22 protein-coding genes are annotated in these 22,276 nt (G+C 45.0%); 17 read left to right on the top strand and 5 right to left on the bottom strand.

All coding sequences use genetic code 11. The features are described 5' to 3' along the window. The first annotated feature begins 27 nt into the window (after positions 1–27). The 5 genes from E0496_RS09545 to glnA all read left to right on the top strand — a co-directional run bounded on the left by E0496_RS09545 (position 28) and on the right by glnA (position 5,645). Positions 28–1,017 carry an AAA family ATPase gene (locus E0496_RS09545; RefSeq protein ID WP_141501340.1) on the top strand — a complete coding sequence of 330 codons (990 nt, stop codon included), beginning with the start codon at positions 28–30 and terminating at the stop codon, positions 1,015–1,017. A 24-nt stretch (positions 1,018–1,041) separates the two neighbouring features. Then, complete coding sequence (gene hflX, locus E0496_RS09540) at positions 1,042–2,331, top strand: GTPase HflX (RefSeq protein WP_141501339.1); 1,290 nt, start codon at positions 1,042–1,044, stop codon at positions 2,329–2,331. A 174-nt stretch (positions 2,332–2,505) separates the two neighbouring features. After that, positions 2,506–3,798 carry a methionine gamma-lyase family protein gene (locus E0496_RS09535; protein WP_141501338.1) on the top strand — a complete coding sequence of 431 codons (1,293 nt, stop codon included), beginning with the start codon at positions 2,506–2,508 and terminating at the stop codon, positions 3,796–3,798. Positions 3,799–3,860: 62 nt separating this feature from the next. After that, the gene (locus tag E0496_RS09530) at positions 3,861–4,271 is read left to right on the top strand and encodes a MerR family transcriptional regulator (RefSeq protein ID WP_053376247.1); all 411 of its coding nucleotides are present in this window, start codon (positions 3,861–3,863) and stop codon (positions 4,269–4,271) included. A 45-nt stretch (positions 4,272–4,316) separates the two neighbouring features. Further along, complete coding sequence (gene glnA / locus E0496_RS09525) at positions 4,317–5,645, top strand: type I glutamate--ammonia ligase (protein ID WP_141501337.1); 1,329 nt, start codon at positions 4,317–4,319, stop codon at positions 5,643–5,645. A gap of 113 nt (positions 5,646–5,758) precedes the next feature. Here the strand turns inward: glnA and E0496_RS09520 are convergent, their stop codons facing one another. Beyond that, entirely contained in the window at positions 5,759–6,712 is a 954-nt protein-coding gene (locus E0496_RS09520) for a LysR family transcriptional regulator (RefSeq protein ID WP_241674664.1), read from the bottom strand. Positions 6,713–6,771: 59 nt separating this feature from the next. Here E0496_RS09520 and E0496_RS09515 point away from each other — a divergent pair, with 59 nt between their 5' ends. Both E0496_RS09515 and E0496_RS09510 read left to right on the top strand, forming a co-directional pair. Next, positions 6,772–7,935 (top strand): MFS transporter, encoded by a 1,164-nt coding sequence (locus E0496_RS09515; RefSeq protein WP_141501336.1) that lies wholly within the window; start codon positions 6,772–6,774, stop codon positions 7,933–7,935. 163 nt (positions 7,936–8,098) lie between these two features. Next, the gene (locus tag E0496_RS09510; protein WP_141501335.1) at positions 8,099–8,728 is read left to right on the top strand and encodes a hypothetical protein; all 630 of its coding nucleotides are present in this window, start codon (positions 8,099–8,101) and stop codon (positions 8,726–8,728) included. Positions 8,729–8,835: 107 nt separating this feature from the next. On the opposite strand, the gene lexA is transcribed toward E0496_RS09510, so the two are convergent. Beyond that, a complete protein-coding gene (lexA, locus tag E0496_RS09505; RefSeq protein WP_141501334.1) occupies positions 8,836–9,456 on the bottom strand; it encodes a transcriptional repressor LexA in 621 nt (206 codons plus the stop codon). 159 nt (positions 9,457–9,615) lie between these two features. Here lexA and yneA point away from each other — a divergent pair, with 159 nt between their 5' ends. The 8 genes from yneA (at position 9,616) to E0496_RS09465 (ending at position 16,018) form a co-directional block, all read left to right on the top strand. After that, on the top strand, positions 9,616–9,990 hold the full coding sequence (gene yneA / locus E0496_RS09500) for a cell division suppressor protein YneA (RefSeq protein ID WP_141501333.1): 375 nt from the start codon (positions 9,616–9,618) through the stop codon (positions 9,988–9,990). Positions 9,991–10,153: 163 nt separating this feature from the next. Continuing rightward, on the top strand, positions 10,154–10,873 hold the full coding sequence (locus E0496_RS09495) for an ABC transporter ATP-binding protein (protein ID WP_141501332.1): 720 nt from the start codon (positions 10,154–10,156) through the stop codon (positions 10,871–10,873). Next, a complete protein-coding gene (locus E0496_RS09490) occupies positions 10,863–12,215 on the top strand; it encodes an ABC transporter permease (protein ID WP_141501331.1) in 1,353 nt (450 codons plus the stop codon). Before E0496_RS09495 ends, E0496_RS09490 begins: the two co-directional genes overlap by 11 nt. A gap of 26 nt (positions 12,216–12,241) precedes the next feature. Continuing rightward, positions 12,242–13,324: an efflux RND transporter periplasmic adaptor subunit gene (locus E0496_RS09485; RefSeq protein ID WP_141501330.1), complete on the top strand. Its 1,083-nt coding sequence runs from the start codon at positions 12,242–12,244 to the stop codon at positions 13,322–13,324. A 122-nt stretch (positions 13,325–13,446) separates the two neighbouring features. After that, a complete protein-coding gene (locus E0496_RS09480) occupies positions 13,447–13,638 on the top strand; it encodes a DUF896 domain-containing protein (RefSeq protein WP_139999210.1) in 192 nt (63 codons plus the stop codon). 44 nt (positions 13,639–13,682) lie between these two features. Beyond that, positions 13,683–14,672 (top strand): aldo/keto reductase, encoded by a 990-nt coding sequence (locus E0496_RS09475; RefSeq protein WP_141501329.1) that lies wholly within the window; start codon positions 13,683–13,685, stop codon positions 14,670–14,672. Positions 14,673–14,698: 26 nt separating this feature from the next. Next, the gene (locus E0496_RS09470) at positions 14,699–15,205 is read left to right on the top strand and encodes a hypothetical protein (protein WP_141501328.1); all 507 of its coding nucleotides are present in this window, start codon (positions 14,699–14,701) and stop codon (positions 15,203–15,205) included. A 24-nt stretch (positions 15,206–15,229) separates the two neighbouring features. Further along, entirely contained in the window at positions 15,230–16,018 is a 789-nt protein-coding gene (locus tag E0496_RS09465; RefSeq protein ID WP_141501327.1) for an HAD family hydrolase, read from the top strand. A 78-nt stretch (positions 16,019–16,096) separates the two neighbouring features. Here E0496_RS09465 and E0496_RS09460 read toward each other — a convergent pair whose 3' ends face one another. Beyond that, on the bottom strand, positions 16,097–16,645 hold the full coding sequence (locus tag E0496_RS09460) for a 1,2-dihydroxy-3-keto-5-methylthiopentene dioxygenase (RefSeq protein ID WP_141501326.1): 549 nt from the start codon (positions 16,643–16,645) through the stop codon (positions 16,097–16,099). Between the two features lie 142 nt (positions 16,646–16,787). Between E0496_RS09460 and metH the strand changes: the two genes are divergently transcribed. Together metH and rnz are read left to right on the top strand one after the other, a co-directional pair. Further along, positions 16,788–20,228, top strand: coding sequence for a methionine synthase (gene metH, locus E0496_RS09455; RefSeq protein WP_141501325.1), 3,441 nt, complete (start codon positions 16,788–16,790; stop codon positions 20,226–20,228). A 106-nt stretch (positions 20,229–20,334) separates the two neighbouring features. Beyond that, positions 20,335–21,267: a ribonuclease Z gene (rnz, locus tag E0496_RS09450; protein ID WP_141501324.1), complete on the top strand. Its 933-nt coding sequence runs from the start codon at positions 20,335–20,337 to the stop codon at positions 21,265–21,267. Positions 21,268–21,324: 57 nt separating this feature from the next. Here rnz and E0496_RS09445 read toward each other — a convergent pair whose 3' ends face one another. Both E0496_RS09445 and E0496_RS09440 read right to left on the bottom strand, forming a co-directional pair. After that, on the bottom strand, positions 21,325–21,936 hold the full coding sequence (locus tag E0496_RS09445) for an SdpI family protein (RefSeq protein ID WP_141501323.1): 612 nt from the start codon (positions 21,934–21,936) through the stop codon (positions 21,325–21,327). Next, a complete protein-coding gene (locus E0496_RS09440) occupies positions 21,926–22,219 on the bottom strand; it encodes an autorepressor SdpR family transcription factor (protein ID WP_141501322.1) in 294 nt (97 codons plus the stop codon). The genes E0496_RS09445 and E0496_RS09440 overlap by 11 nt, the downstream gene beginning before the upstream one ends. Between the last annotated feature and the right edge of the window lie 57 nt (positions 22,220–22,276).

Raw genomic sequence — 22,276 nt, 5'->3', positions numbered from 1 at the left:
CGATGCAAAGGATAGGTGATGCGACAGATGAGTGGACACGTCAAATCTGGACCTGTAAATAGCAATGCAAGGCCTTCCCGCCAAATCAATGTGGTCCTTAGAAGTCAAGAAACGTTTCAAACAGGAGCATCTGCTCATGTCTTGGAAGCAGAGCCGCTTCCTGCCGTTAAACCGCTGCCCAGCGTGGATCATTATGCGGATATCCAAAAAGAGCTAGAGCCAATGATTGGCATGGACAATGTGAAAACCCTTGTTTATGAAATATATGCTTTGCTTTATATTAGCCGGATGCGTTCGGAAGCAGGACTATTTGGCGGTTCGCATGTTTACCACATGATCTTTAAAGGTAATCCAGGGACAGGCAAGACGACGATTGCTCGCATTGTTGCGAAGCTACTGCAAAAAATGGGTGTCTTATCCAAAGGACATTTGATTGAGGTGGAACGCGCGGATCTTGTCGGCGAATATATCGGACATACGGCACAGAAGACGCGTGATCTTGTACGTAAAGCTATTGGCGGAGTATTGTTCATTGATGAAGCGTACAGCCTTGCCCGTGGCGGCGAGAAGGATTTTGGCAAAGAAGCCATAGATACGCTTGTAAAAGCAATGGAAGACCATAAAAATCAATTTGTGCTCATCCTTGCAGGGTATCCGGCGGAGATCGATGATTTTCTGCTTACCAATCCAGGATTGCCATCCCGGTTCCCAATTCAAATCGAGTTTCCCGATTATTCCGTCGACCAGTTAATTCAAATTAGCGAGCTGATGGCAAAGGAACGCGACTATATTTTGCAGCCACAGACCATATTTAAATTAAGGCAGCATCTGATGCAGGAGAAGCTAACGACGATGTTCTCCTTTAGCAATGCGAGGTATGTCCGAAACACAATTGAAAAGGCGATCCGGTTTCAGGCCGTTCGTCTGCTTACGCAATATGCCAGCTCCGTACCGGCGAAGCAAGAGCTGATGTCCATTAGGCCTGAGGATTTAAAATGGGAGACGAAGTCGCAATGACGGCGTAATTTAGAAGGAGCAAATATGAGCGAGAAAACATTCGACACGAACCCCGATATGATTGAAAAAGCGATATTAATTAGTTTAGTGACATCAAAAGACAAACGTAAGGGCGGTGACCCTGAGATGTCCCTCCAAGAGCTGGTACAGCTTACGGAAACCGCAGGTGTTGAGGTCCTTACCACGCTAACGCAAAATAAGGAAACTGCCGATTCTAAATGGTTTATTGGCAAAGGCAAAGTACAAGAGGTTAAAGCGCTGGCGGATGAGCTTGGCGCTACGACTGCTATATTTGACCAAGAGCTATCCGGCGCACAGGTACGGAACCTGGAAGAGTCGCTCGATTTGAAAATCGTGGACCGCACGCAGCTGATCTTGGATATTTTTGCAGGCCGCGCCAAGACGCGCGAAGGTATTATTCAAGTGGAGCTGGCGCAGCTCAGCTACTTGCTGCCGCGTCTTTCAGGCCAGAGTAAAAATCTCTCCCGCCTCGGCGGTGGGATCGGAACTCGGGGTCCTGGTGAAACAAAGCTTGAAACCGACAGACGCCATATTCGAGACCGCATCTTTGATCTCAAAACCGTGCTCGAGGAAGTCGTGCGTCACCGAAAACTGCACCGGGAGCGCCGAAAAAAATCAGGCGTGATTCAAGTCGCTTTGGTCGGCTATACGAATGCCGGAAAATCGACGCTGCTTAAGCAGCTGACTGATGCAGATGTATATATTGAAAATCAGCTGTTTGCAACGCTCGATCCAACGTCAAGAACGCTGGAGCTCCCTAACGGCAGAGAAGTCGTTATTACGGATACGGTAGGTTTTATTCAAAACCTACCGCATGATCTCGTAGCCGCCTTTAGAGCAACCTTAGAGGAAGTATGCGAAGCGGATCTTGTGCTTCATGTCATTGACAGCAGCTCGCCGAAGCGGGATGAACAAATTGCCGTCGTAAACAAAATACTTGGGGATCTTGGCGCTGCCGATAAGCCATTCGTCATGGTCTATAACAAGAAGGATCTAAGCATAAAGAATGGGAATCTTGCTGATTTGCCTATTACAAGCGGTGATAATTTGGTGATAAGTGCATACGAGGACGGCGATCTCGAACTGCTGCGCCAGACGATTCAAGATAAGCTCAGCGGGGATTTATTGACTTTTAACGTGCCTGCAGACCGGGGCGACCTAATTGCACTTGCGTATCGAAGCGGTGAAGTTGTAAACCAAGAAGTGAATGAAGAAACGCTTCGATTAACTGTACACGTTAGCAAGCAGGATTATGAGCAGCACGGATATCGGTTAAAACAATATATCGAATAAGCAATTGTTTTTGAGGCAGGCCTTGCTTCGCAAAACCGAGTAGATGCTTACGAAGCGAGTTTTGCTTCGCAAAACCATGCAGATGCTTACGAAGCGAGTTTTGCTTCGCAAAACCATGCAGATGCTTACGAAGCGAGTTTTGCTTCGCAAAACTTTTAAGGAGAAGAGATCACAATGAGTTTGCAGCATGAGAATCAAAAGCTATGGGAGCATCTAGAGCATTTGGCGGGACAGGCCGAAGATATTGCGGCGGAAGCCTTCCGCCGTATCGACCGCATAGCCGAGCGCAATCAGTGGAAAGTTATTGAAGCCTTTCAACGCCATAAAGTAAGTGATTTCCATTTTACAGGTTCTACCGGTTATGGCTATAATGACCGAGGCCGTGAAATTATTGATCTTGTTTATGCGGACGTCATGGGCGCGGAGGCAGCGCTCGTTCGTCCTCATTTCGTTTCAGGCACACATACCATCAGCTGCGCATTGTTCGGCTTATTGCGGCCAGGAGACGAATTGTTGTATGTAACAGGCAAGCCCTATGACACTCTGCATAAGGTTATCGGGAAGCCGGGAGACGGGACGGGCTCCTTACAGGATTGGGGAATCAAGTATGGCGAGGTGCCTTTACTAGAGGATGGCGCTCTTGACTGGACAGGAATAGAAAAGGCGATAACCGAACAAACAAAAGTTATAGGCATTCAAAGATCACGCGGATATTCATGGAGAGCCTCTTTCACCGTAGCGGAGATTGAAGAGATCACAAAACGGGTAAAAGCATTGAAACCAGGCCTCATCGTTTTTGTTGACAATTGCTATGGCGAATTTACTGAGCTGCTCGAGCCAACCCAGGTAGGTGTAGATTTAATGGCGGGTTCGCTGATCAAAAATCCAGGTGGCGGACTTGCAGAAACCGGCGGTTATATTGCTGGTACTGCTTCAGCCGTTGAAGCAGCTGCGTATCGTTTGACGGCACCGGGAATAGGAGGCGAGGTTGGAGCGATGCTGGGCACGCTGCGGCCGATGTTTCAAGGCTTGTTTTTAGCTCCGCATTTGGTTGGACAAGCTGTTAAAGGAAGCGTGCTGGCAGCTGCTTTGTTTGAAGAGCTTGGTTTTGAAACCAAGCCCAAATGGCAAGAAGCGCGTACGGACCTCATACAGGCTGTTCGTTTTGGACAAGCGGAGCATCTTATCGCATTTGTACAAGGCATACAGCAAGCAGCAGCTGTCGATTCGCATGTCGTCCCAGAGCCGTGGGACATGCCTGGGTACGAGAATGCTGTCATCATGGCGGCAGGAACGTTCATTCAAGGAGGCAGCTTAGAGCTGTCGGCGGATGCGCCAATTCGTGAACCTTACATTGCTTATATGCAGGGCGGACTAACGTATGCTCATGCAAAATATGGCGTTTTGACTGCGTTATACCGGCTTGTTGATAGTGGTTTAATTGTGATTAAACCTTACATAACTTGACACATTTGCGTTGTAACGTATAGAATGTACATATAAATGAGCGACTGGAAGGTTGATGCGACATGGCTGATGATATTCGCAGAAATATGGCCTTATTTCCTATCGGCATCGTAATGAAGCTGACGGACTTAACGGCCCGCCAAATCCGCTATTACGAGCAGCATGAATTGATCGTACCTGCTAGAACAGCAGGAAACCAACGGTTATTTTCGTTTAATGACGTAGAACGGCTTTTGGAAATTAAATCATTGATTGAGAAGGGCGTTAATATCGCCGGCATTAAGCAAGTTATGAATCCGGTATCGAAAGAATCGGATGATGCGACGATCGTCAGTGAGCAATCGGAAGTGAAGCGCCGCGAGCTTTCCGATCAGCAGCTGCATCGTTTGCTGAAGCAGCAATTGCTAGAGAAGAGACCGGGTCAGGCCTCGCTCATTCAGGGTCAATTGACTCGATTCTTAAATAAGCGCTAGATTGACAATTATAACAATCGATTAGCCAACCAAGGAGATGATTCTGTGAGTTACACTAAAGATGATATTAGACGTATTGCACAGGAACAAAATGTTCGGTTCATCCGTTTGCAGTTTACGGATTTGCTTGGAACCATTAAAAACGTAGAAATTCCGGTTAGCCAGCTTGAGAAAGCTTTGGATAACAAAATGATGTTTGATGGCTCGTCCATTGAAGGATATGTTCGTATTGAAGAATCCGACATGTATTTGTACCCTGATTTAGATACATGGGTTGTATTCCCATGGGTAACCCAAGACCGCGTTGCCCGTCTGATCTGTGATATTTATATGCCTGACGGTACACCTTTCGCAGGAGATCCACGCGGTATTCTTAAGCGTGCATTGAGAGAAGCGGAAGCGCTTGGCTATACAGCGATGAATGTTGGACCTGAACCTGAGTTCTTCTTGTTCAAAACAGATGAGCGGGGCGAGCCTACGACAGAACTAAATGACCAAGGTGGATATTTTGACCTTGCGCCTATGGATATGGGTGAGAACTGTCGCCGCGAAATCGTTTTGACGCTTGAGGAAATGGGCTTTGAAATCGAAGCTTCCCACCATGAGGTAGCTCCTGGTCAGCACGAAATTGATTTCAAATATGCGGATGCCATTAAAGCAGCCGACCAAATTCAAACGTTTAAGCTTGTTGTCAAAACGGTTGCCCGCGAGCATGGCTTGCATGCATCGTTTATGCCTAAACCTTTGTTTGGTGTAAACGGCTCAGGCATGCACTGTCACCAATCGTTGTTCCAAGATGACACAAACATGTTTTATGACGAGAAGGACAAGCTAGGCTTAAGCGCTACCGCTCGCCATTATATGGCTGGAATTCTTCTCCACGCCCGTGCGATGGCTGCTATTACTAATCCGACTATTAACTCATACAAACGCTTGGTCCCTGGCTATGAAGCACCTTGCTACGTTGCTTGGTCTGCAAGCAACCGTTCGCCTATGATTCGTATCCCAGCTTCACGCGGACTCAGCACGCGCGTTGAGGTTCGTAACCCGGATCCAGCAGCTAACCCTTACCTAGCGCTTGCGGTTATGCTTAAAGCAGGTCTTGACGGTATTCAGAACAAGCTTCCTTTGCCGGCTCCAACAGACCGTAACATCTACATCATGACAGAAGAAGAACGTCAGGATGCAGGTATTCCAAGCTTGCCGCTCGACTTGAAAGAAGCACTTGATGAGATGCTAAGAAGCGATATCGTATGCGAAGCACTCGGCGATCACGCACTTGCACATTTCTACGAGCTGAAAGAAATCGAATGGGATATGTACCGCACCCAAGTTCACCAATGGGAACGGGATCAGTATTTGACTCTTTACTAAAAGCTGAAACCCGCAACGCTTAAAGCGTTGCGGGTTTTTTTTGCTATCTTACAAATTAGCTATACAAGTTATCTCTGCTTTATCGCATTTCACTGTCGACAATTTACGCTTCTTCAACTTTCCCTCTGTTTAAAAAAATCAACAAGCCTATTTTCAAGCTGTTTCTGTGCTTTGCTAATGAAGCGGTCGGAGCGATAGACAAGCTCTAAATGACGAACAGGGGCATGTTCACGAAATGGTATGCCAATAAGCCCTTCTTCCTGTGAAGTGCCTTTAAGCAGTCTTTCTGGTTGGATAGCGGCACCTATTCCAGCTCGTACTAGTTGAAGAATAGAGATAGCTGTCGTTGTCTCCATTACGGGGTTGAGCTTGACACCTTGTTCCCTGCATGTGGTTTCTACGATGTCTCGTCCAATAAATCCTAGGGGATACAACACTAGTGGGATGTCCTCTAACTCATGAAGTCCAATTTCTTTTCGATCAGCTAACGGACTTGTATCGGGAACTAATAAATGATATGCCTCTGAGCCAAGCGGTATTTGCACTAATCGATTGTCCGGAATGCTTTGGAGTCCGATGCCAATATCAACCTTGTTGGTGAGTACTTCTTCTTGAATCCGAATCGTGGAGTAGGCTTGAAGTTGTATTGCGGGATAAGCTTGATGAAATTGAATAAACAGAGGCACGAACAGAAAATCTAAATCAGAGGGAAGCACACCAAGACGAATCATTCCGCGTTCTCCTGAAAACAATTCGGTAATCGCGTTTTTGGCATCTCTTTCGGCTTGCAGCATTCTACCCCCATGTAGCTTGAGCAGCATACCGGCCTCGGTCAAAATGACTTGTTTGCCTACGCGATCAAAGAGGGGCATGCCAAGCTCGCCTTCAAGCACTCGTATTTGCTGGCTTAATGTTGGTTGGCTGATGCCAAGCTCATCTGCTGCTTTTGTAAAATGGAGATGCTCACAAACAGCTAAGAAATAGTTCATATGACGAGTATCCATGATATAACTCCTCATTAAATAGTTATTTTCTATTATTATAATAGAAACAATAGTATTGATCAATGAATGATTCGTCTCTATACTCAGGTAACACAGACAGAAAGTGTAGAGGAGAGAAACTTATGAGAACCTTTTATTTGCTGCTTGTCCTTTGTCTAGCCGCACTTAATTTAAGGCCAACGATCACTTCAGTTGCGCCGTTACTGGAAACCATTCAATCGACTTTGGGAATGAGTGGTTTTACAATTAGCTTATTGACCACTTTACCCGTACTTTGTATGGGAATATTTGCACCTTTTGCGACTAAAATGAGAGATCGGGTAGGTTTGGAACGATCGATCTTTATCGCGTTAGTTCTTGTCACCGCTGCAACAGCAATGCGAGGTATTGCGGGTTCAGTCATGATGCTGATAATAACAGCCTTTATCGCGGGGATTGGGATCGGCTTAGCAGGGCCATTATTGTCAGGTTTTATAAAAAAATATTTTCCCAGCAACCCTGGAATCGTAAGTGTCTATTCGGTTTCTATGACGGTAGGTGCGGGACTCGCTTCCGCCTTGGCTATTCCGATTTATACACGAAGCAGTCAAAGCTTAACTTTAACGCTCGGAATCTGGTCATTGCTTGGAATTCTAGCGCTAGTAGGATGGCTTGGTCTCATTCGTCATAAATCGATTGGTATGAAACAAAATCATTCCCAGCTGCCTTTCCGAAATAAACGCGCTCTTTTGCTCACTTTGTTTTTCGGTTTAATGGCTAGTATTTTTTATTCACTCACAGCGTGGATATCGCCGATTGCTCAAAGCATGGGCCACAGCAAAACGAGTGCAGCCATTATTTTAACCGTATTTACAATTGTTCAAATCCCGGTTTCCATGGTTATTCCTGCAATGGTCTCCCGCTTTGGCAAAAGAAAATGGTTTCTTGTTCTATGTAGTATGTTTGAGCTTGCAGGGATAATCATGTTAATGCTTCATATGCCGGTGATGTTGGCTGTAATAAGTCTGGGTATTGGTGCTGGTGGCCTATTCCCGCTTGCGCTAATGCTTCCGATCGTTGAAACAAGCAATGCGGAGGAGGCAGGTAGCTGGTCAGCCTTGTCACAAAGTGGCGGTTATGTTATTGGTGCGATGGGTCCATTAGTTATCGGATTAGTGCATGACTACAGCGGAAGCTTTACCCCCGCGTTTGTGTTAATGCTGGCAGTCATAGTGGTTATGATTGTGGTGCAGCTGCTTATTGGGGAGAGGGATACTACGAATCAAAGAAATATACAGGCACGTTAATGTGGAGGTACATTAATGTTTCATTTTTCTACGAGCAAATCTTGATCATGCTTTTGGTACCATAAAGAGTTGGTACTATTCGGCAGCTTTTCCTATTGCTATATTCATATCAGGAAGTCATGTCCGGAACGAAGGACAACAGACGGATAATGAGGTGAGCAGCATGACGGAGATCGATACAAAGCATGAACTAACGAATTACATCTATGTGCTTCTAAGTGATACAGGGACTTGTTTCACAAGACTAATCAAAGGATTTACAGGTGCCCCCTATAACCACGCTTCTCTTGTCATAGATGATGACTTGGAGGAAGTATATAGCTTTGGACGCAAACAAGCGAGAAATCCCTTTATTGCAGGTTTTGTTAAGGAAGATATTTATGAGGGGACGTTTCGCCATTACCAGAATACAAGATGTGTATTGCTTCAAATCGAAGTGACTGCTCAGCAGCGTAATGAGGTTATTCAGTTGGTTCAGGAATTCGAGAAGGGAAAAAATAAATACCGCTATAACTTAATTGGGCTGGTAGGGGTGTTATGCAACATAAATATGGGCCTTGCTCATTCTTATTTTTGCTCTCAGTTTGTAGCAGAAGCGCTGCGGAGAAGTGGGATACGCCATTGGGATCGCCCATCGACTTTAGTTACGCCACATGATTTTCTGATGAATGAACCCTTTCGCGTGGTTTACGAAGGATACCTATATGATTATCCGAAGCTTGACCGTCATAGACTCGTTGAACATAAAAAGCGGCATTTTTCTGCGTTATTACTTCGGAAAAGGTTAGTATAATTCCGCAATAATGATACAATAATTTCCCAACACAATGAAAAAAGAGACTGAATCCAGATGCTTATGCATCGATTCAGTCTCTTCTTTATGTATACCTTTATTTGTCCTTAGTGAAAATCGCGGAAAAGTCCAATTACTTTACCTAATATAGTTACATTTTGAAGCAAAATCGGCTGCATCGTGGAATTCTCCGGCTGCAAGCGGATATGATTCTTTTCCTTGTAAAACGTCTTAACAGTAGCTTCATCATCCTCAGTCATGGCAACAACGATTTCTCCATTATTAGCCGTTTGCTGCTGACGAACAATTACGTAATCACCGTCATGAATGCCGGCTTCAATCATGCTCTCTCCCATGACATTCAGGATAAACACGCTGCTGTCACCCACAAAGTGGGCAGGAAGTGGAAAATATTCTTCGATATTTTCGGTAGCGGTGATCGGAACTCCCGCTGTAACTTTGCCGACGATCGGCACTTTAGCTACAGATAGGGGAATGATGCCGTCAACACCTTCTTGATCTAAAATTTCAATTGCACGAGGCTTAGTCGGGTCCCGGCGAATCAGGCCCTTCTTCTCCAAGCGGTCCAAATGACCATGAACGGTTGAACTGGATAACAATCCAACAGCTTCGCCGATTTCTCGAACGGAGGGTGGATAGCCTTTCTCCCGGACTTCATTCTTAATAAATTCAAGAATCGAATGTTGTCGGTTAGAAATCTTCGACACTGCGATCACTCCATTAGTAGGTTTGTAGAAAATTATAACATAGAACCGGAGTTCGTACAAACATAAGTTCTTAAGTACAGAAGTTCGCATTTTTGAGATTGACACCAAACGTTTGTTCGTGTAATCTAAAAACAGAACAAACGTTTGGGGTGCTGAGAGATGATAACTAGTCCAAGTTTTTATAGAACGATTCATAAGCAAGAAGAAGCCAAAGCAACAAGAATCGGCCATACGGCCTTACGTTTTGCGAAGAAGCATGCAGTAAAGCTTGTTGTATGTACTGCTTTTTTCATATTACTATTCACTAGCTTCTTGCTAATGGGAACATACGCTTCAGGCAATCAGCCTGAGGAGGCCGTTATTGGAGAACACACAATTATGGTTCAGCAAGGGGACACCCTATGGGGTATAGCTAAGCAATTCACGGATGGCAGCCAGGATATTCGTTATGTAGTTTATTTAATTAAGGATCGCAATGCGTTGCAATCCGCCCAAATCATGCCTGGCCAGAAGCTGATTATTCCTAGCTTGTAACAAGTGATTTAAATTTAAATATCATAATATTGTATTCCCATATAAGCTTTCTCAAACAAGTAGACTAAGGTACTCTATTTGTTTGAGAAAGTTTTTTTGCGTAAGTGCAGGGGTTGCCCCCTATTTGTTCGTCTATGAAAGAGGATTGAAAGGAGAGGCTGAATTGTTAAGAGTTGAACAACTATCCCATTCCTTTATGAATGGTAATGAATCGACTGCTGTTCTGCAGCAAATTAACTTTGATGTACATAAGGGTGAAATGATAGCTTTATTAGGAAGCTCGGGTTCAGGAAAGTCTACGCTGCTGAATTTGATGGCCGGCTTAATGAAGCCAACGGAAGGTCAAATATTTATTGCTGATCATAACATTGTAACGATGAACGAGAATCAGCTGGCGGAGTTTAGGAGAAAGCATATTGGCTTCATTTTTCAAGCCTATGAGCTAATCGCCAATTTGACAGTTAGGGAAAATGTCGAGCTTCCTCTTGTATTTCAATCGATCCACCCATCTATTCGAAAGAAAAAATCACTTGCATTGCTTGAACAAGTGGGCATTCCAGATAAAGCTGAGCTGTTTCCCTCTCAATTATCAGGCGGTCAACAGCAGCGCGTAAGCATAGCACGGTCACTCATTACGGAGCCCTCCGTTATATTTGCAGATGAGCCTACGGGTAATCTGGATACAAAAACCGAAGAAGAAATCATTATGATCTTAAAGAGGTTGAACAAAACGATGGAAACCACGTTTATCATTGTCACGCACGAGCGTGAAGTAGCGGCTCAAACCGAGAAAATCATAACGCTGCGTGACGGTTACTTGGTAACCGAGCAGGAGACTGTACAGGAAGGAATAGTGGCAGGAGGAACGCAAATTGAGAATTAGTGATATTTCACGCTTGTCCTGGGATCAGGTCAAGCGGAGAAAAGTGGTTACGGCACTTTGCGCGGCGGGTATATCGATCGGCTGTGCGGCCATTATAGTAGCCATGAGTATAGGAGAATCTGCTCAGTTGTACATTGAGAAGCAAATGAACAGCTATTTGAAGATGGATGAAATAACAGTGACCGCGAATACAGGTGTCAAGACGGGTGGGAATTCATCTCCTACAGATCTTACGCTGCAAGACCAAGGCAAGTTGACCGAACAAAAGCTGGATGTTATGAGGCAGATCCAGCATGTGAAAGCTGCTTCGCCGTATCGCCAGCTAGACTATATGGAATTATCGACCATAGACGGTCTCATGGCTCAAAATGCGACAGAGGTGATCGGCACAGACTTGAATATGCTAACTGCTTTTGGCAACTCTTTTATGCAAGGCGGGTCTTCGGATATGGAAGGTACCATCGTATTAAGCTATGGTGCTACGATGGGGCTAGTCGACGAACTGACAAGGAAAAATATACAAGATCAATTGAACGCAAATCCTTACGATGAAACGGTATTTCAGCAATATCAAAACTTAAACCGAGTACCTACAGCTCTCTATCAGAAGCAGATCCAGCTACGCATGTATTCTAATGATGGTCCGGTTCTCAGTATGCCGCTGAGGGTGGTCGGGGTCTTGAAAAAGCCAGCAGGAGTTAGTGACGATCAAATCATGTATGACAAGAAGGGGTACATATCGCTTGAAACAGCAGAAATTCTAAGTAAGGAGCTTAAGCGCGGCGACGATACAGGAGATAGTTATAATTCCATTATCGTCAAGGTGGATGAGCAGTCCAAAATTGAGCAAGTAGAGAAACAGCTGCAGAAGCTAACCGTCACTACGCAAACGAATCTCTATCAAAAAGAACGCCTAGCGAGTGAATTTAAAATCATTAAAGCCGCCGCACTCGGCATTGGTGTATTTATTCTGATTATCGCTTCGATATCCATCGTTGTAGCCATGACCATGTCAACCTATCAGCGGCGAAGGCAGATCGGCATTATGAAGGTGTTAGGCGCTAATCTAGGACAAATTCGAAATATGTTTATTGTTGAAGCAGCATTGCTTGGTTTGCTTGGCGGTTTGCTTGGCGTATTATTTTCCTATTGGATTGTATGGGGCATTAACGCTTTGATTATGAATTTATCGGGTGAACAGGATTCTGTTATTATATTCATTCCATTAGTAACGATACCGATCGGCATGGCATTTGCGCTTGCAACCGGTATTTTATCAGGGATTTACCCGGCAATCAGCGCCTCGCGCACAGACGCGCTCACCGCGATTAGACGTGATTAATTTAGGATGGATGAAGGAGCTTAAAAATGAAGAAGAAAATTAAATGGGGAATCATTGGACTTATTATTATTGGCATTAGCTTCGGATTATACAAAATAGGCAATCCTTCGCGTCAGATGGAAATGACCATGGATAACGAGCCAATAACATTCGAAGTAACCAAGGCGACGATTTCAAATACAGTTGAAGTAAAGGGGAAGTCGCTCTACGAGCAAGAGACGCTTGTTTATGCGCCATTTGGCTCGGAAGTAACGGACTGGTCCATTGAGGATGGACAGCAGGTTAAGAAAGGTGATGTTTTGTTCAAGCTCGATCAGACTGCGGTTCAAAATGAGATTTTGCAGATGGAAGCATCGATGCGCAAAATCAAATTGGAAGGCGAGCTAAATGATTATCTTAACCAGCAAAGCGCTGATGTAGCGCCGCTCGAATTTACAGAGGAAGCCCGGAAGAAGCAATTGGTGGATCGAGAAATTGCCCGCTTGACTAAAGAGACCAATGCAGTAACTACCAAAATTCAAGCGAATGAGCTGAAAGAAAAGAAAACAAAGCTCAATAAGGCGATCTATCATTCACCGGCGACAGGCATCTTTTTGTTCGATAATCCCAATAAGCGCCCACAGGTACTGACAGATAACGAATATGTTGGGAAGGTCGTCGATTTGAATAAATTGCAATTTATTGCCTTGGTTGGAGAACAAGACATCTTTCGAATTAAGACCGGCATGATCGTTCAAGTAAAAATGAATGCAATGAAGGAGCTAAAACTTGCGGGCAAAGTACAAAAAGTATCCAAATTTGCGAAAACGGGTACAGATCAGAATAACCTGAATCAAGCTGCTCAATTTGAAGTCGTTATCGTGCTGGAGCCAAACGAATATTTGATTGCTGGCTTGAGTCTGAGCGGCGCTATTGAAACCGAACGAAAGGAAAACACGACTGCTGTTCCTTCCATTGCGATTATTCGGGAAAAGGATAAACATTTCGTTATGTATGATAATGGCAGCGGGCAATATGAACGTAGAGAAATCAAGATCGGCCTTGAGACGCCAGAATTGACGGAAGTTCTAGATGGACTAAAGCCAGGCGATCAGGTCGTTTTGCAATAATCTTCCTATTCGATTTGGAATAACTAAAAGGATATCCCTCTGCTCTGCCTTGACAACTCATCGGTTGAAATGTCAAAGTATAGGGTAGAGGTTTTTTCATCATGAGGGGAGTAGAGCAAGTAATGGAGTTTTCAAAAATAATTGAACGTATCAACGAGCTGGCTCGTAAAAATAAATCGGTAGGACTTACCGATGAAGAAACGATTGAACGAGATGGGCTTCGTAAGCTATATTTGGAAAATTTTAAAAACAATTTCCGCCAGCAGCTGGATACCATTGAAATCGTTGACGACCAAGACAATATCAAGCATTAATGAAGTATTGCATAACCATTAAATAGCCATGGGAGGTTGTTTAAATGAATTACAAATTACTCGGCAGAAGTGGACTTGCTGTATCGGAGCTATGTCTGGGAACGATGACATTTGGCAATACGACTAACGAAGAGGATTCCATAACCATGATTGATCGGTTTGTTGACCGCGGAGGTAACTTTCTGGATACAGCCAATGTGTATGTAAGTGGCCGTTCAGAGGAAATTGTTGGCAAAGCGATCAAGAACAAAAGGTCTAATATCGTGCTAGCAACCAAGGTTCGCATGACTACTTCTAGCGATATTAACGGAGCCGGCCTGTCTCGCAAACATATTTTGGACGGAGTCGAGGCTAGTCTAAAGCGGCTGCAGACGGATTATATAGACCTGTATCAGGTCCATGTATGGGATCATGCGACGCCAATTGAAGAGACGCTACGTACGCTTGATGATTTGGTAACATCGGGTAAAGTACGCTATATCGGATGCTCTAACTTTTTTGCATGGCAATTAATGAAATCTTTGGCTTATAGCGATGCCAGCCGGTATGTTCGCTTTGTCTCGTTACAGCCTCAGTACAGTTTGGTAAGCAGGCAAATGGATCGTGAAATGCTGTCCCTTTGTTTGGAAGAAAACGTGGGTATTATTCCATGGGCGCCGATAGGCGGAGGTTTCCTCACGGGAAGATACAGCAGAGACACCCCAACAGAGGGTCGTTTGACATCTAAAGTAGGAGAAAGCGCCTGGGACAAACGAGCAACCGACAAAAATTTTGTTATACTCGATACCCTTTTGGAAGCAGCTAACGAGCTTGGCAAAACACCTGCACAAGTTGCGCTTCGCTGGCTTATTCAGCGCGAAGGCATTACATCACCCATTTTTGGTGCAAGCAAGCTAGAGCAATTTGAGGACAATATAGGCGCGATCGGCTGGGAAATGCCAAGTGAGATATGGGATCGTTTGGATCAGGTAAGTGCGCTGCCTGAGGATTATCCGAATCGTTTTATTGAAAAGTTCCGTAGACCGTTTGAATAGGAAGTTCCATTAGGAGGAGAATCAGCTTGTCACGTTCTTGGGAGCGCAAAGTGCGCAAAAATATGAGTGTCGTAAATAAGAATCGCAAGAAGCAAGGGAATGGCCAAATCGTTTTTAATGCTGAGAAATCAGAGAAAATTGTCGGACGGAATTACATAGCACCGATCATGTTGATTTTGTTTATTGGCATGTATGTCTTTTTAATGTCAGGCTCATCCGAATTCAAAATGGATACCATGTTTTGGGTTACGATTGGCTGCTACATTTTGCTAGCCACTTTGTTCTTCTTCCGCAGGCCATACATAACGATTGGCAAAGATTTTGTGCAATCCCGCCGTCTAACGGGTGACAAACGGATTCCGGTATCCGGAATTAAAGGCATCGTGGCTCAAAAGGGCTACGTTATCGTAGAGCAGCACAAAGGCGGCAACTGGATGTTCTCTAAGCTGACCAACCGTTTTCCAACGGATGAAATCGCCGAGAAACTTCAAGTTTTTGCTCAAGTAAACGGTATTCCATTTCAACAAAAATAAACAGGCAGGAGAGTTTGGACTACGATGGCTAAACAAGCAGTATTATTTGATTTGGACGATACATTGCTGTGGGACGACCGCAGCGTAAAGGAATCATTTGAAGCGACATGCCAGGCCGCAGCAGAGGTTACGGGCGTTGATCCTGACGCTCTGGAGGAAGCCGTACGCCGTGAAGCTAGATCACTGTATGAATCCTACGAGACGTTCGCATTTACAAAGATGATCGGCATTAATCCGTTTGAAGGACTATGGGCACCCTTTCTTGAAGGGGAGCAGGAAGAGTTCCGCAAGCTGGAGCAGCTTGCGCCTGGCTACCGTAAAGCAGCTTGGACCCAAGGCTTAAAATCACTAGGCATTGATGACGAGGAGCTAGGCGCTAAGCTGGCAGAGCAATTTCCTGCGGAAAGACGCTCACGCCCAATCGTTTACGAAGAAACCTTCCGCGTACTTGATGCGCTGAAAGGCAAATACAAATTGCTGCTGCTGACGAATGGATCGCCGGACTTGCAGCGTGAAAAGCTGGCTGGTGTACCGGAACTGATTCCTTATTTTGATCATATTATAATTTCAGGTGAGTTCGGACAAGGCAAACCGGCGGCTTCGATTTTTAAGCACGCGTTGGAACGTTTGGGGATCGAAACGGATCATGGTATCATGGTAGGAGATAAGTTAACTACCGATATTCTAGGTGCGAATTCAATCGGAATGACGTCGGTATGGATTAACCGTCATAACGTTGTAAGGAATGACGAGATCGTGCCAACACATGAAATCAAACATTTAGAAGAGCTGCTTCAGCTGCTTGATTCCTAAATAATAGTAACAAAAAGCCCCTCAGAGTCAGCAACTGCTGCTCGCGAGGGGCTTGCATTATTTTAAAATCAGTCTAGCTTAGTCTTGTTTGGCAGCAAATTTCTCATCTGCGAAAGGATGGGCAATCCAGCCTTCCGTTTCGATGAATAAACGAACCGCTACAATCTCACGGTTGTCCATGAGCGTAAAGAAATGTGGCTTGTATTCCGGTACAGAGATTACATCGCCAGCCTCTAGCTCAACGTCAAAATAACCAACATCGTCCGTACCTTTAATAATGAAGATGCCGCGTCCTGCTGTAATCGCACGAACCTCATCCTCTGTATGTGTATGAACGTTCTCGAATTTTTTAAGAAGTTCGTCAAGGTTTGGCGTAGCATCGGACAAAGCGATGATGTCCCATGTTTTGTAGCCGCGACGTTCAGCTAACTCTTTAATTTCTTCGTCATATGTGGCTAAAATTTGCTGCTTCTCCTCATCGGTAAGAACAAATTTCTGTTGTAATTCTTCTGTAAGCTTGCTTGGGTTCCAATGCTCATAAAGCACCTCTTGCTGTTCTAGAAATGCACGAACAGCCTCTTCACCTTGAATCCGTTCCTCTGTATTGCGAATTCTTATTTCAGCCATGAACATTCCCTCTTTTCCTATAGAAATTAAATGATATAATTATTATAAAACAAATCAAAACGATTGTCGATGGATTTACCTTTTCACAATAAGGGGATTCTGATAAACTATGGTTTAATGATTTTGGGAAGGGTGTAGTAAATTGTCGAAACCGACCATACAACAAATGCTTCAAGAGCGCATACTCATTTTGGACGGCGCGATGGGTACGATGATTCAACAAGCGGATTTGAATGAAGATGATTTTGGCGGACCGGAGCTGGACGGCTGTAATGAAATGCTCGTGCTGACTCGTCCTGATGTTATACAATTAATTCATGAACAATATCTGGAAGCTGGCGCGGATATTTTGGAAACGAATACGTTTGGCGCTACCAGTGTCGTCTTAGCCGATTATGATATACCTGAAAAAGCGAGAGAAATAAATTTGGCAGCAGCCAAGCTGGCTCGCGATGCTTGTGACAAATACAGTACTCCAGACAAGCCTCGCTATGTTGCTGGAGCATTAGGCCCAACGACAAAAACCTTATCCGTTACAGGAGGGGTAACTTTCGACGAGCTTGTTGAGAGCTATTATGAGCAAGCACTTGCATTAATAGAAGCTGACGTTGATGCACTTCTGCTTGAAACTTCACAGGATACACTGAATGTTAAAGCGGGAAGCATCGGCATTCGAAACGCTTTTGATAAACTTGGCAAAGAGCTGCCCATCATGATTTCCGGTACGATTGAGCCGATGGGTACAACGCTAGCTGGACAAACCATCGAATCTTTTTATATTTCCTTGGAACATTTGAAGCCGATTTCCATTGGCTTGAACTGTGCAACGGGACCTGAGTTTATGAGGGATCACCTGCGGACGCTTAGCGAAATTGCCAATGCAGCGATTAGCTGTTACCCGAATGCGGGTTTGCCGGATGAAAATGGTCATTATCATGAATCGCCTGAGTCGCTGGCGAAGAAAATGTCGGCTTTTGCCGAGCAGGGCTGGCTTAACATTGCTGGCGGCTGTTGTGGTACGACTCCAGAACATATCCGTGTTATGGGTGAAACGATGTCTAAATATGCGCCCCGCACAAAAATGGGTACGCATCCGAACGCTGTTTCCGGAATCGAAACAGTATTTATTGAGCCGGAAAATCGTCCAATTATGATTGGAGAGCGTACCAATATTTCAGGATCCCGTAAATTTAAGCGTCTTTTGAAAGAAGAGAAATTTGATGAAGCGTCAGAAATTGCACGCGCACAGGTGAAGGGCGGAGCCCATGTCATCGACATCAATCTACAGGATACGGATATTGACGAGGCTTATGCGGTGCACCAATTCCTGCCACAGGTCGTAAAAAAAATTAAAGCACCCTTGATGCTCGATTCCACCTACGATCATATTATCGAGCTTGGCTTGAAATATTCACAAGGAAAAGCGATCATTAACTCCATTAACCTTGAGGATGGCGAATCAAAATTCGAGCAGATTTTGCCACTGATCCACCGCTATGGTGCTGCCGTTGTTATGATTCTTATCGATGAACGCGGCCAAGCGGTTACTCGTCACGCGAAAATGGAAGTAGCAGAACGTTCCTATAACCTTTTGACTCAAAAATACAAGATGAATCCTGAGGATATTATTTTTGATCCGAACATGTTCCCTGTTGGCTCGGGCGACCCGCAATATATCGGTTCAGCTGTAGAGACGCTTGAGGGCATCCGGATGATTAAGGAAAAATATCCACTAGCTAAGACCATTCTGGGTTTAAGTAACATTTCTTTCGGGTTACCTGACGCTGGCCGTGAGGTGCTGAATTCCGTTTATTTGTACCATGCTACGAAAGCTGGTCTAGATTACGCCATTGTGAATACGGAGAAACTAGAGCGTTATGCGTCTATTCCAGATGAAGAGCGGCGTTTGGCTGAAGAGCTGATCTATAATACGACCGATGAAACTTTAGCTGCATTCGTTGCTGCTTTCCGGGATAAAAAGGTAGAGAAGAAAGAGAAGATCTCGAACTTGTCCCTCGAAGAACGACTTGGCTCTTATGTAGTTGAGGGAACCAAGGAAGGACTAATTCCTGATCTTGATGAGGCTCTCAAAAAGTATTCGGCAATGGAAGTCATCAATGGACCGCTAATGCGTGGAATGGAGGAAGTTGGCCGCTTGTTCAACGGTAACGAGTTGATCGTAGCGGAGGTACTTCAGAGCGCAGAGGTCATGAAAGCATCTGTAACCTATTTGGAATCGTTTATGGAAAAAAATGAATCGTCCGTAAAAGGCAAAATTATTTTGGCGACGGTTAAGGGCGATGTGCATGATATTGGCAAAAACCTAGTTGAAATTATTTTGTCAAACAACGGCTATAAGATCATTAATCTAGGCATAAAGGTTCCGCCAGAGCAGCTTATTGAAGCTTACCGGAAAGAGAAGGTCGATGCGATCGGGCTTTCAGGCTTGCTTGTAAAATCCGCTCAGCAAATGGTCATTACGGCACAAGATTTACGTAACGCCGGCATAGACGCTCCCATCCTTGTTGGCGGCGCGGCACTTACGAGAAAATTCACGAAAACCAGAATCGGTCCTGAGTATGACGGTCTTGTTCTCTATGCGAAGGATGCTATGGATGGTCTGGACATCGCGAACAAGCTGATGGACCCTGAGCATCGCAACCGACTTGAGGAAGAAATGGCTGCGTACAAGGCATCCGGGGGACTGGAAGAAGAAGTGAAAAAGCCTCTGCCGGAATTGACACGAGCTGTTCGTTCGAAAATTTCGCCAGATGCGCCGGTGTTTACGCCGCCAGATTTGGATCGCCATATTCTGCGTGATGTTCCGCTTCCGCATGTCATTCCATATGTAAATATGCAGATGCTGCTCGGCCATCATCTTGGCTTAAAGGGAAATGTTGATAATTTGCTTAAGGAAGGCAATGAAAAGGCGGTACACCTCAAGGAAACAGTTGATGAGATTCTGAAACAGGGAACTTTAAATGGCATCATTAAGACGCACGGCATGTACCGTTTCTTCCCGGCGCAATCCTCGGGCAATGATGTTATTATTTACAATCCGGTTGAGCCGCGCCAAGAAATCAAACGGTTTACGTTCCCGCGCCAGCAGGTTGAGCCTTATCTTTGTTTGTCTGATTTCTTGAAATCCGTCGATAGCGGCGTAATGGATTATGTGGGCTTCCTCGTTGTGACCGCAGGTCACGGCATTCGAGAGCTTGCAAATGAATGGAAGGACAACGGCGATTACTTGCGGTCCCACGCCCTGCAGTCTGTGGCACTCGAGGTTGCCGAAGGGATGGCTGAGCGCGTACATCATATTATGCGAGATATTAGCGGTTACCCCGACCCTGCTGAGATGACAATGAAACAGCGTCATGGCGCCCGTTATCAAGGCATTCGCGTATCGTTCGGTTATCCAGCATGTCCAAATCTAGAGGATCAAGAGCCTCTGTTCGACCTAATGAGACCTCAGGACATTGGCGTTGAGCTGACTGAAGGTTGTATGATGGAACCAGAAGCCTCTGTATCCGCGATGGTATTTGCGCATCCAGAAGCACAATATTTTAACGTAGAGAAGCTATAGGTTATAATGAAAAGGAGCCCTTGAGCGTTCGGATTACCGAGCTTGAGAGGGCTCTTCGTTTCAAATGGGCAATTGCAAGTGCTGATAGGATGAGGTGAATCAGAACATGAAAATGTGGTTTTTGGGTACTGGGGCCGGAAGGCCTTCCAAGTATAGGAATGTAACGGCTGTGGCACTGAAGCTGCCTGAACCGGATTGCAATTGGTGGCTTTTTGATGCAGGGGAGGCTACTCAGCACCAGATCATGCACACGCCACTGAAGCTTAACAAGCTGGAGGTTGTGTTTATTACTCATTTGCATGGCGATCACATTTATGGCTTGCCTGGTTTGTTAAGCAGCCGTTCGTTTGACGGTGGCGTTACGCCTGTTCAGCTATACGGACCCGTAGGGATCAAATCGTATATCGAAACGATTTTTGATGTAAGCGCTACTCGCCTTGATTATGAGCTGGTTATTCATGAATTGACGGGCGATGAAGGCATTATTTTTGAGGATGATTGCTTTCAGGTTGAGGTAGCAATGCTCGATCATCGCGTAGTCAGCTTCGGTTACCGTGTCACTGAGAAGGACCAACCTGGAAAGCTGCTCGTTCATAAGCTGAAGGAGCTTGGCGTAGAGGCTGGTCCGTTATATGGTAAGGTTAAGAAGGGGCATGCCATTACGTCGCCTTCTGGCGTCATAATACAGCCTGAAGATGTGACAGGACCCGCGCATATTGGCAGAGTAATCACAATACTTGGAGATACGAAGCCATGCGGGAACGCGCTGCGTCTGGCGATGGGAGCTGATTTGCTTGTTCACGAAGCAACCTTCGCCGCTGGAATGGAGGAGAAGGCCCATGAGTTCGGTCATTGCACCACGGCCGAAGCAGCACAAACCGCTGCTCAAGCCGGAACGCTGCAGCTTGTGATGACCCATTTTAGCGGACGATACAGTAACGAGGATTTAAGTCAATTAGAAGCTGAGGCAGCTGCCCATTTTCCGAATGTTATCGCTGCTACGGATCTGCTCAATGTGGAAGTTAAACGCAGAGGGTAAGAATGTAATTTGAACAAAAAAACGCGAGGGACTGTTTCCCCCGCGTTTTTTTGTTGATTATTTGTTGTCCTTGCCATAATGAAATGCTAGAAAAGCAGAAGCGAGAACAATGATGACAATGATAGTGAAAAAACCGATCATTGGCAATGGAGTGGGCAGGAAACCCGCGGGGATCATGATTAACCCGCCTATGACAAAAAACTTCGCGGCTCCTTGATGTGTTTTTATCCATATGGCCTCGCTTGAGAGCGTTTGGTTTGTTTTGATGCCAATGTAGCTGTTTGGCTCGAATCGCGGCATGTATATCCCAGTTACTGCAAGTAGAATGCCAACCATGGGCAGCACAATCTTAACGATGTTGATTTCCACTCCGTAACCGAAAGCAATGGTCATGCTATGCAAGACAAGAAGGGAAAAAAGAATAACATTTTGCATAATCATCATTGCTTTTTTGTGTTTTAAATAGTTTTGTTTTCTGGGAAGAACCACAATCAATATGACCATAAGTGCAGGAAGCAGAAGTAGAGCAAAGGCTTTGTGCGCTAGTCCGTCAATTTCATTACTCATATTCCAGTGAATAGCCATTTGTTCAGGAAGATCGGGATAGCTGATGATACTCGCCGCTATGGCGAGCGCAATGAAGGTCCAAGATAATAGGCTAGCTTTCATGCCTTTCCTGCCTTTCGGTTTTAATCTGCTGAAAGGAGACGATCCAGTTCGTTATATCCTGGAACACGCTGGTCTTGAGCGAATAACAAATGTGCTGCCCGTTGCGTTGATCGATAACGAGTTCCGCTTGCTTCAATATATTGAGATGGTGGGAGATGCTCGGTTTGGTCATCTGAAAGTGTTCGGCAATTTCTCCAGCGGTCAGGTCACGTTCTCTTAGTAAATCCAAAATGATGCGTCTAGTGGGATCGGATAGTGCTTTGAAAGCAAAGTTGATGGTCATTTAACCCATCCTTTCCAAGTTCACCTATAAAGGAATTAGATACTTAGACAATCTTCT

This window comes from Paenibacillus luteus (assembly GCF_006542765.1).
GTDB lineage: Bacteria > Bacillota > Bacilli > Paenibacillales > Paenibacillaceae > Pristimantibacillus > Pristimantibacillus luteus.
The sequence above is the reverse complement of the archived record's forward strand: the minus strand, read 5'-3'. Positions and strand labels throughout refer to the sequence as shown.

Coding starts and splice junctions, on each gene's coding strand:
- E0496_RS09545 (WP_141501340.1), top strand. CDS start 28: ATGAGTGGACACGTCAAATCTGGACCTGTAAATAGCAATGCAAGGCCT.
- hflX (WP_141501339.1), top strand. CDS start 1,042: ATGAGCGAGAAAACATTCGACACGAACCCCGATATGATTGAAAAAGCG.
- E0496_RS09535 (WP_141501338.1), top strand. CDS start 2,506: ATGAGTTTGCAGCATGAGAATCAAAAGCTATGGGAGCATCTAGAGCAT.
- E0496_RS09530 (WP_053376247.1), top strand. CDS start 3,861: ATGGCTGATGATATTCGCAGAAATATGGCCTTATTTCCTATCGGCATC.
- E0496_RS09515 (WP_141501336.1), top strand. CDS start 6,772: ATGAGAACCTTTTATTTGCTGCTTGTCCTTTGTCTAGCCGCACTTAAT.
- E0496_RS09510 (WP_141501335.1), top strand. CDS start 8,099: ATGACGGAGATCGATACAAAGCATGAACTAACGAATTACATCTATGTG.
- yneA (WP_141501333.1), top strand. CDS start 9,616: ATGATAACTAGTCCAAGTTTTTATAGAACGATTCATAAGCAAGAAGAA.
- E0496_RS09485 (WP_141501330.1), top strand. CDS start 12,242: ATGAAGAAGAAAATTAAATGGGGAATCATTGGACTTATTATTATTGGC.
- E0496_RS09480 (WP_139999210.1), top strand. CDS start 13,447: ATGGAGTTTTCAAAAATAATTGAACGTATCAACGAGCTGGCTCGTAAA.
- E0496_RS09475 (WP_141501329.1), top strand. CDS start 13,683: ATGAATTACAAATTACTCGGCAGAAGTGGACTTGCTGTATCGGAGCTA.
- E0496_RS09465 (WP_141501327.1), top strand. CDS start 15,230: ATGGCTAAACAAGCAGTATTATTTGATTTGGACGATACATTGCTGTGG.
- E0496_RS09460 (WP_141501326.1), bottom strand. CDS start 16,645: ATGGCTGAAATAAGAATTCGCAATACAGAGGAACGGATTCAAGGTGAA.
- rnz (WP_141501324.1), top strand. CDS start 20,335: ATGAAAATGTGGTTTTTGGGTACTGGGGCCGGAAGGCCTTCCAAGTAT.
- E0496_RS09445 (WP_141501323.1), bottom strand. CDS start 21,936: ATGAAAGCTAGCCTATTATCTTGGACCTTCATTGCGCTCGCCATAGCG.
- E0496_RS09440 (WP_141501322.1), bottom strand. CDS start 22,219: ATGACCATCAACTTTGCTTTCAAAGCACTATCCGATCCCACTAGACGC.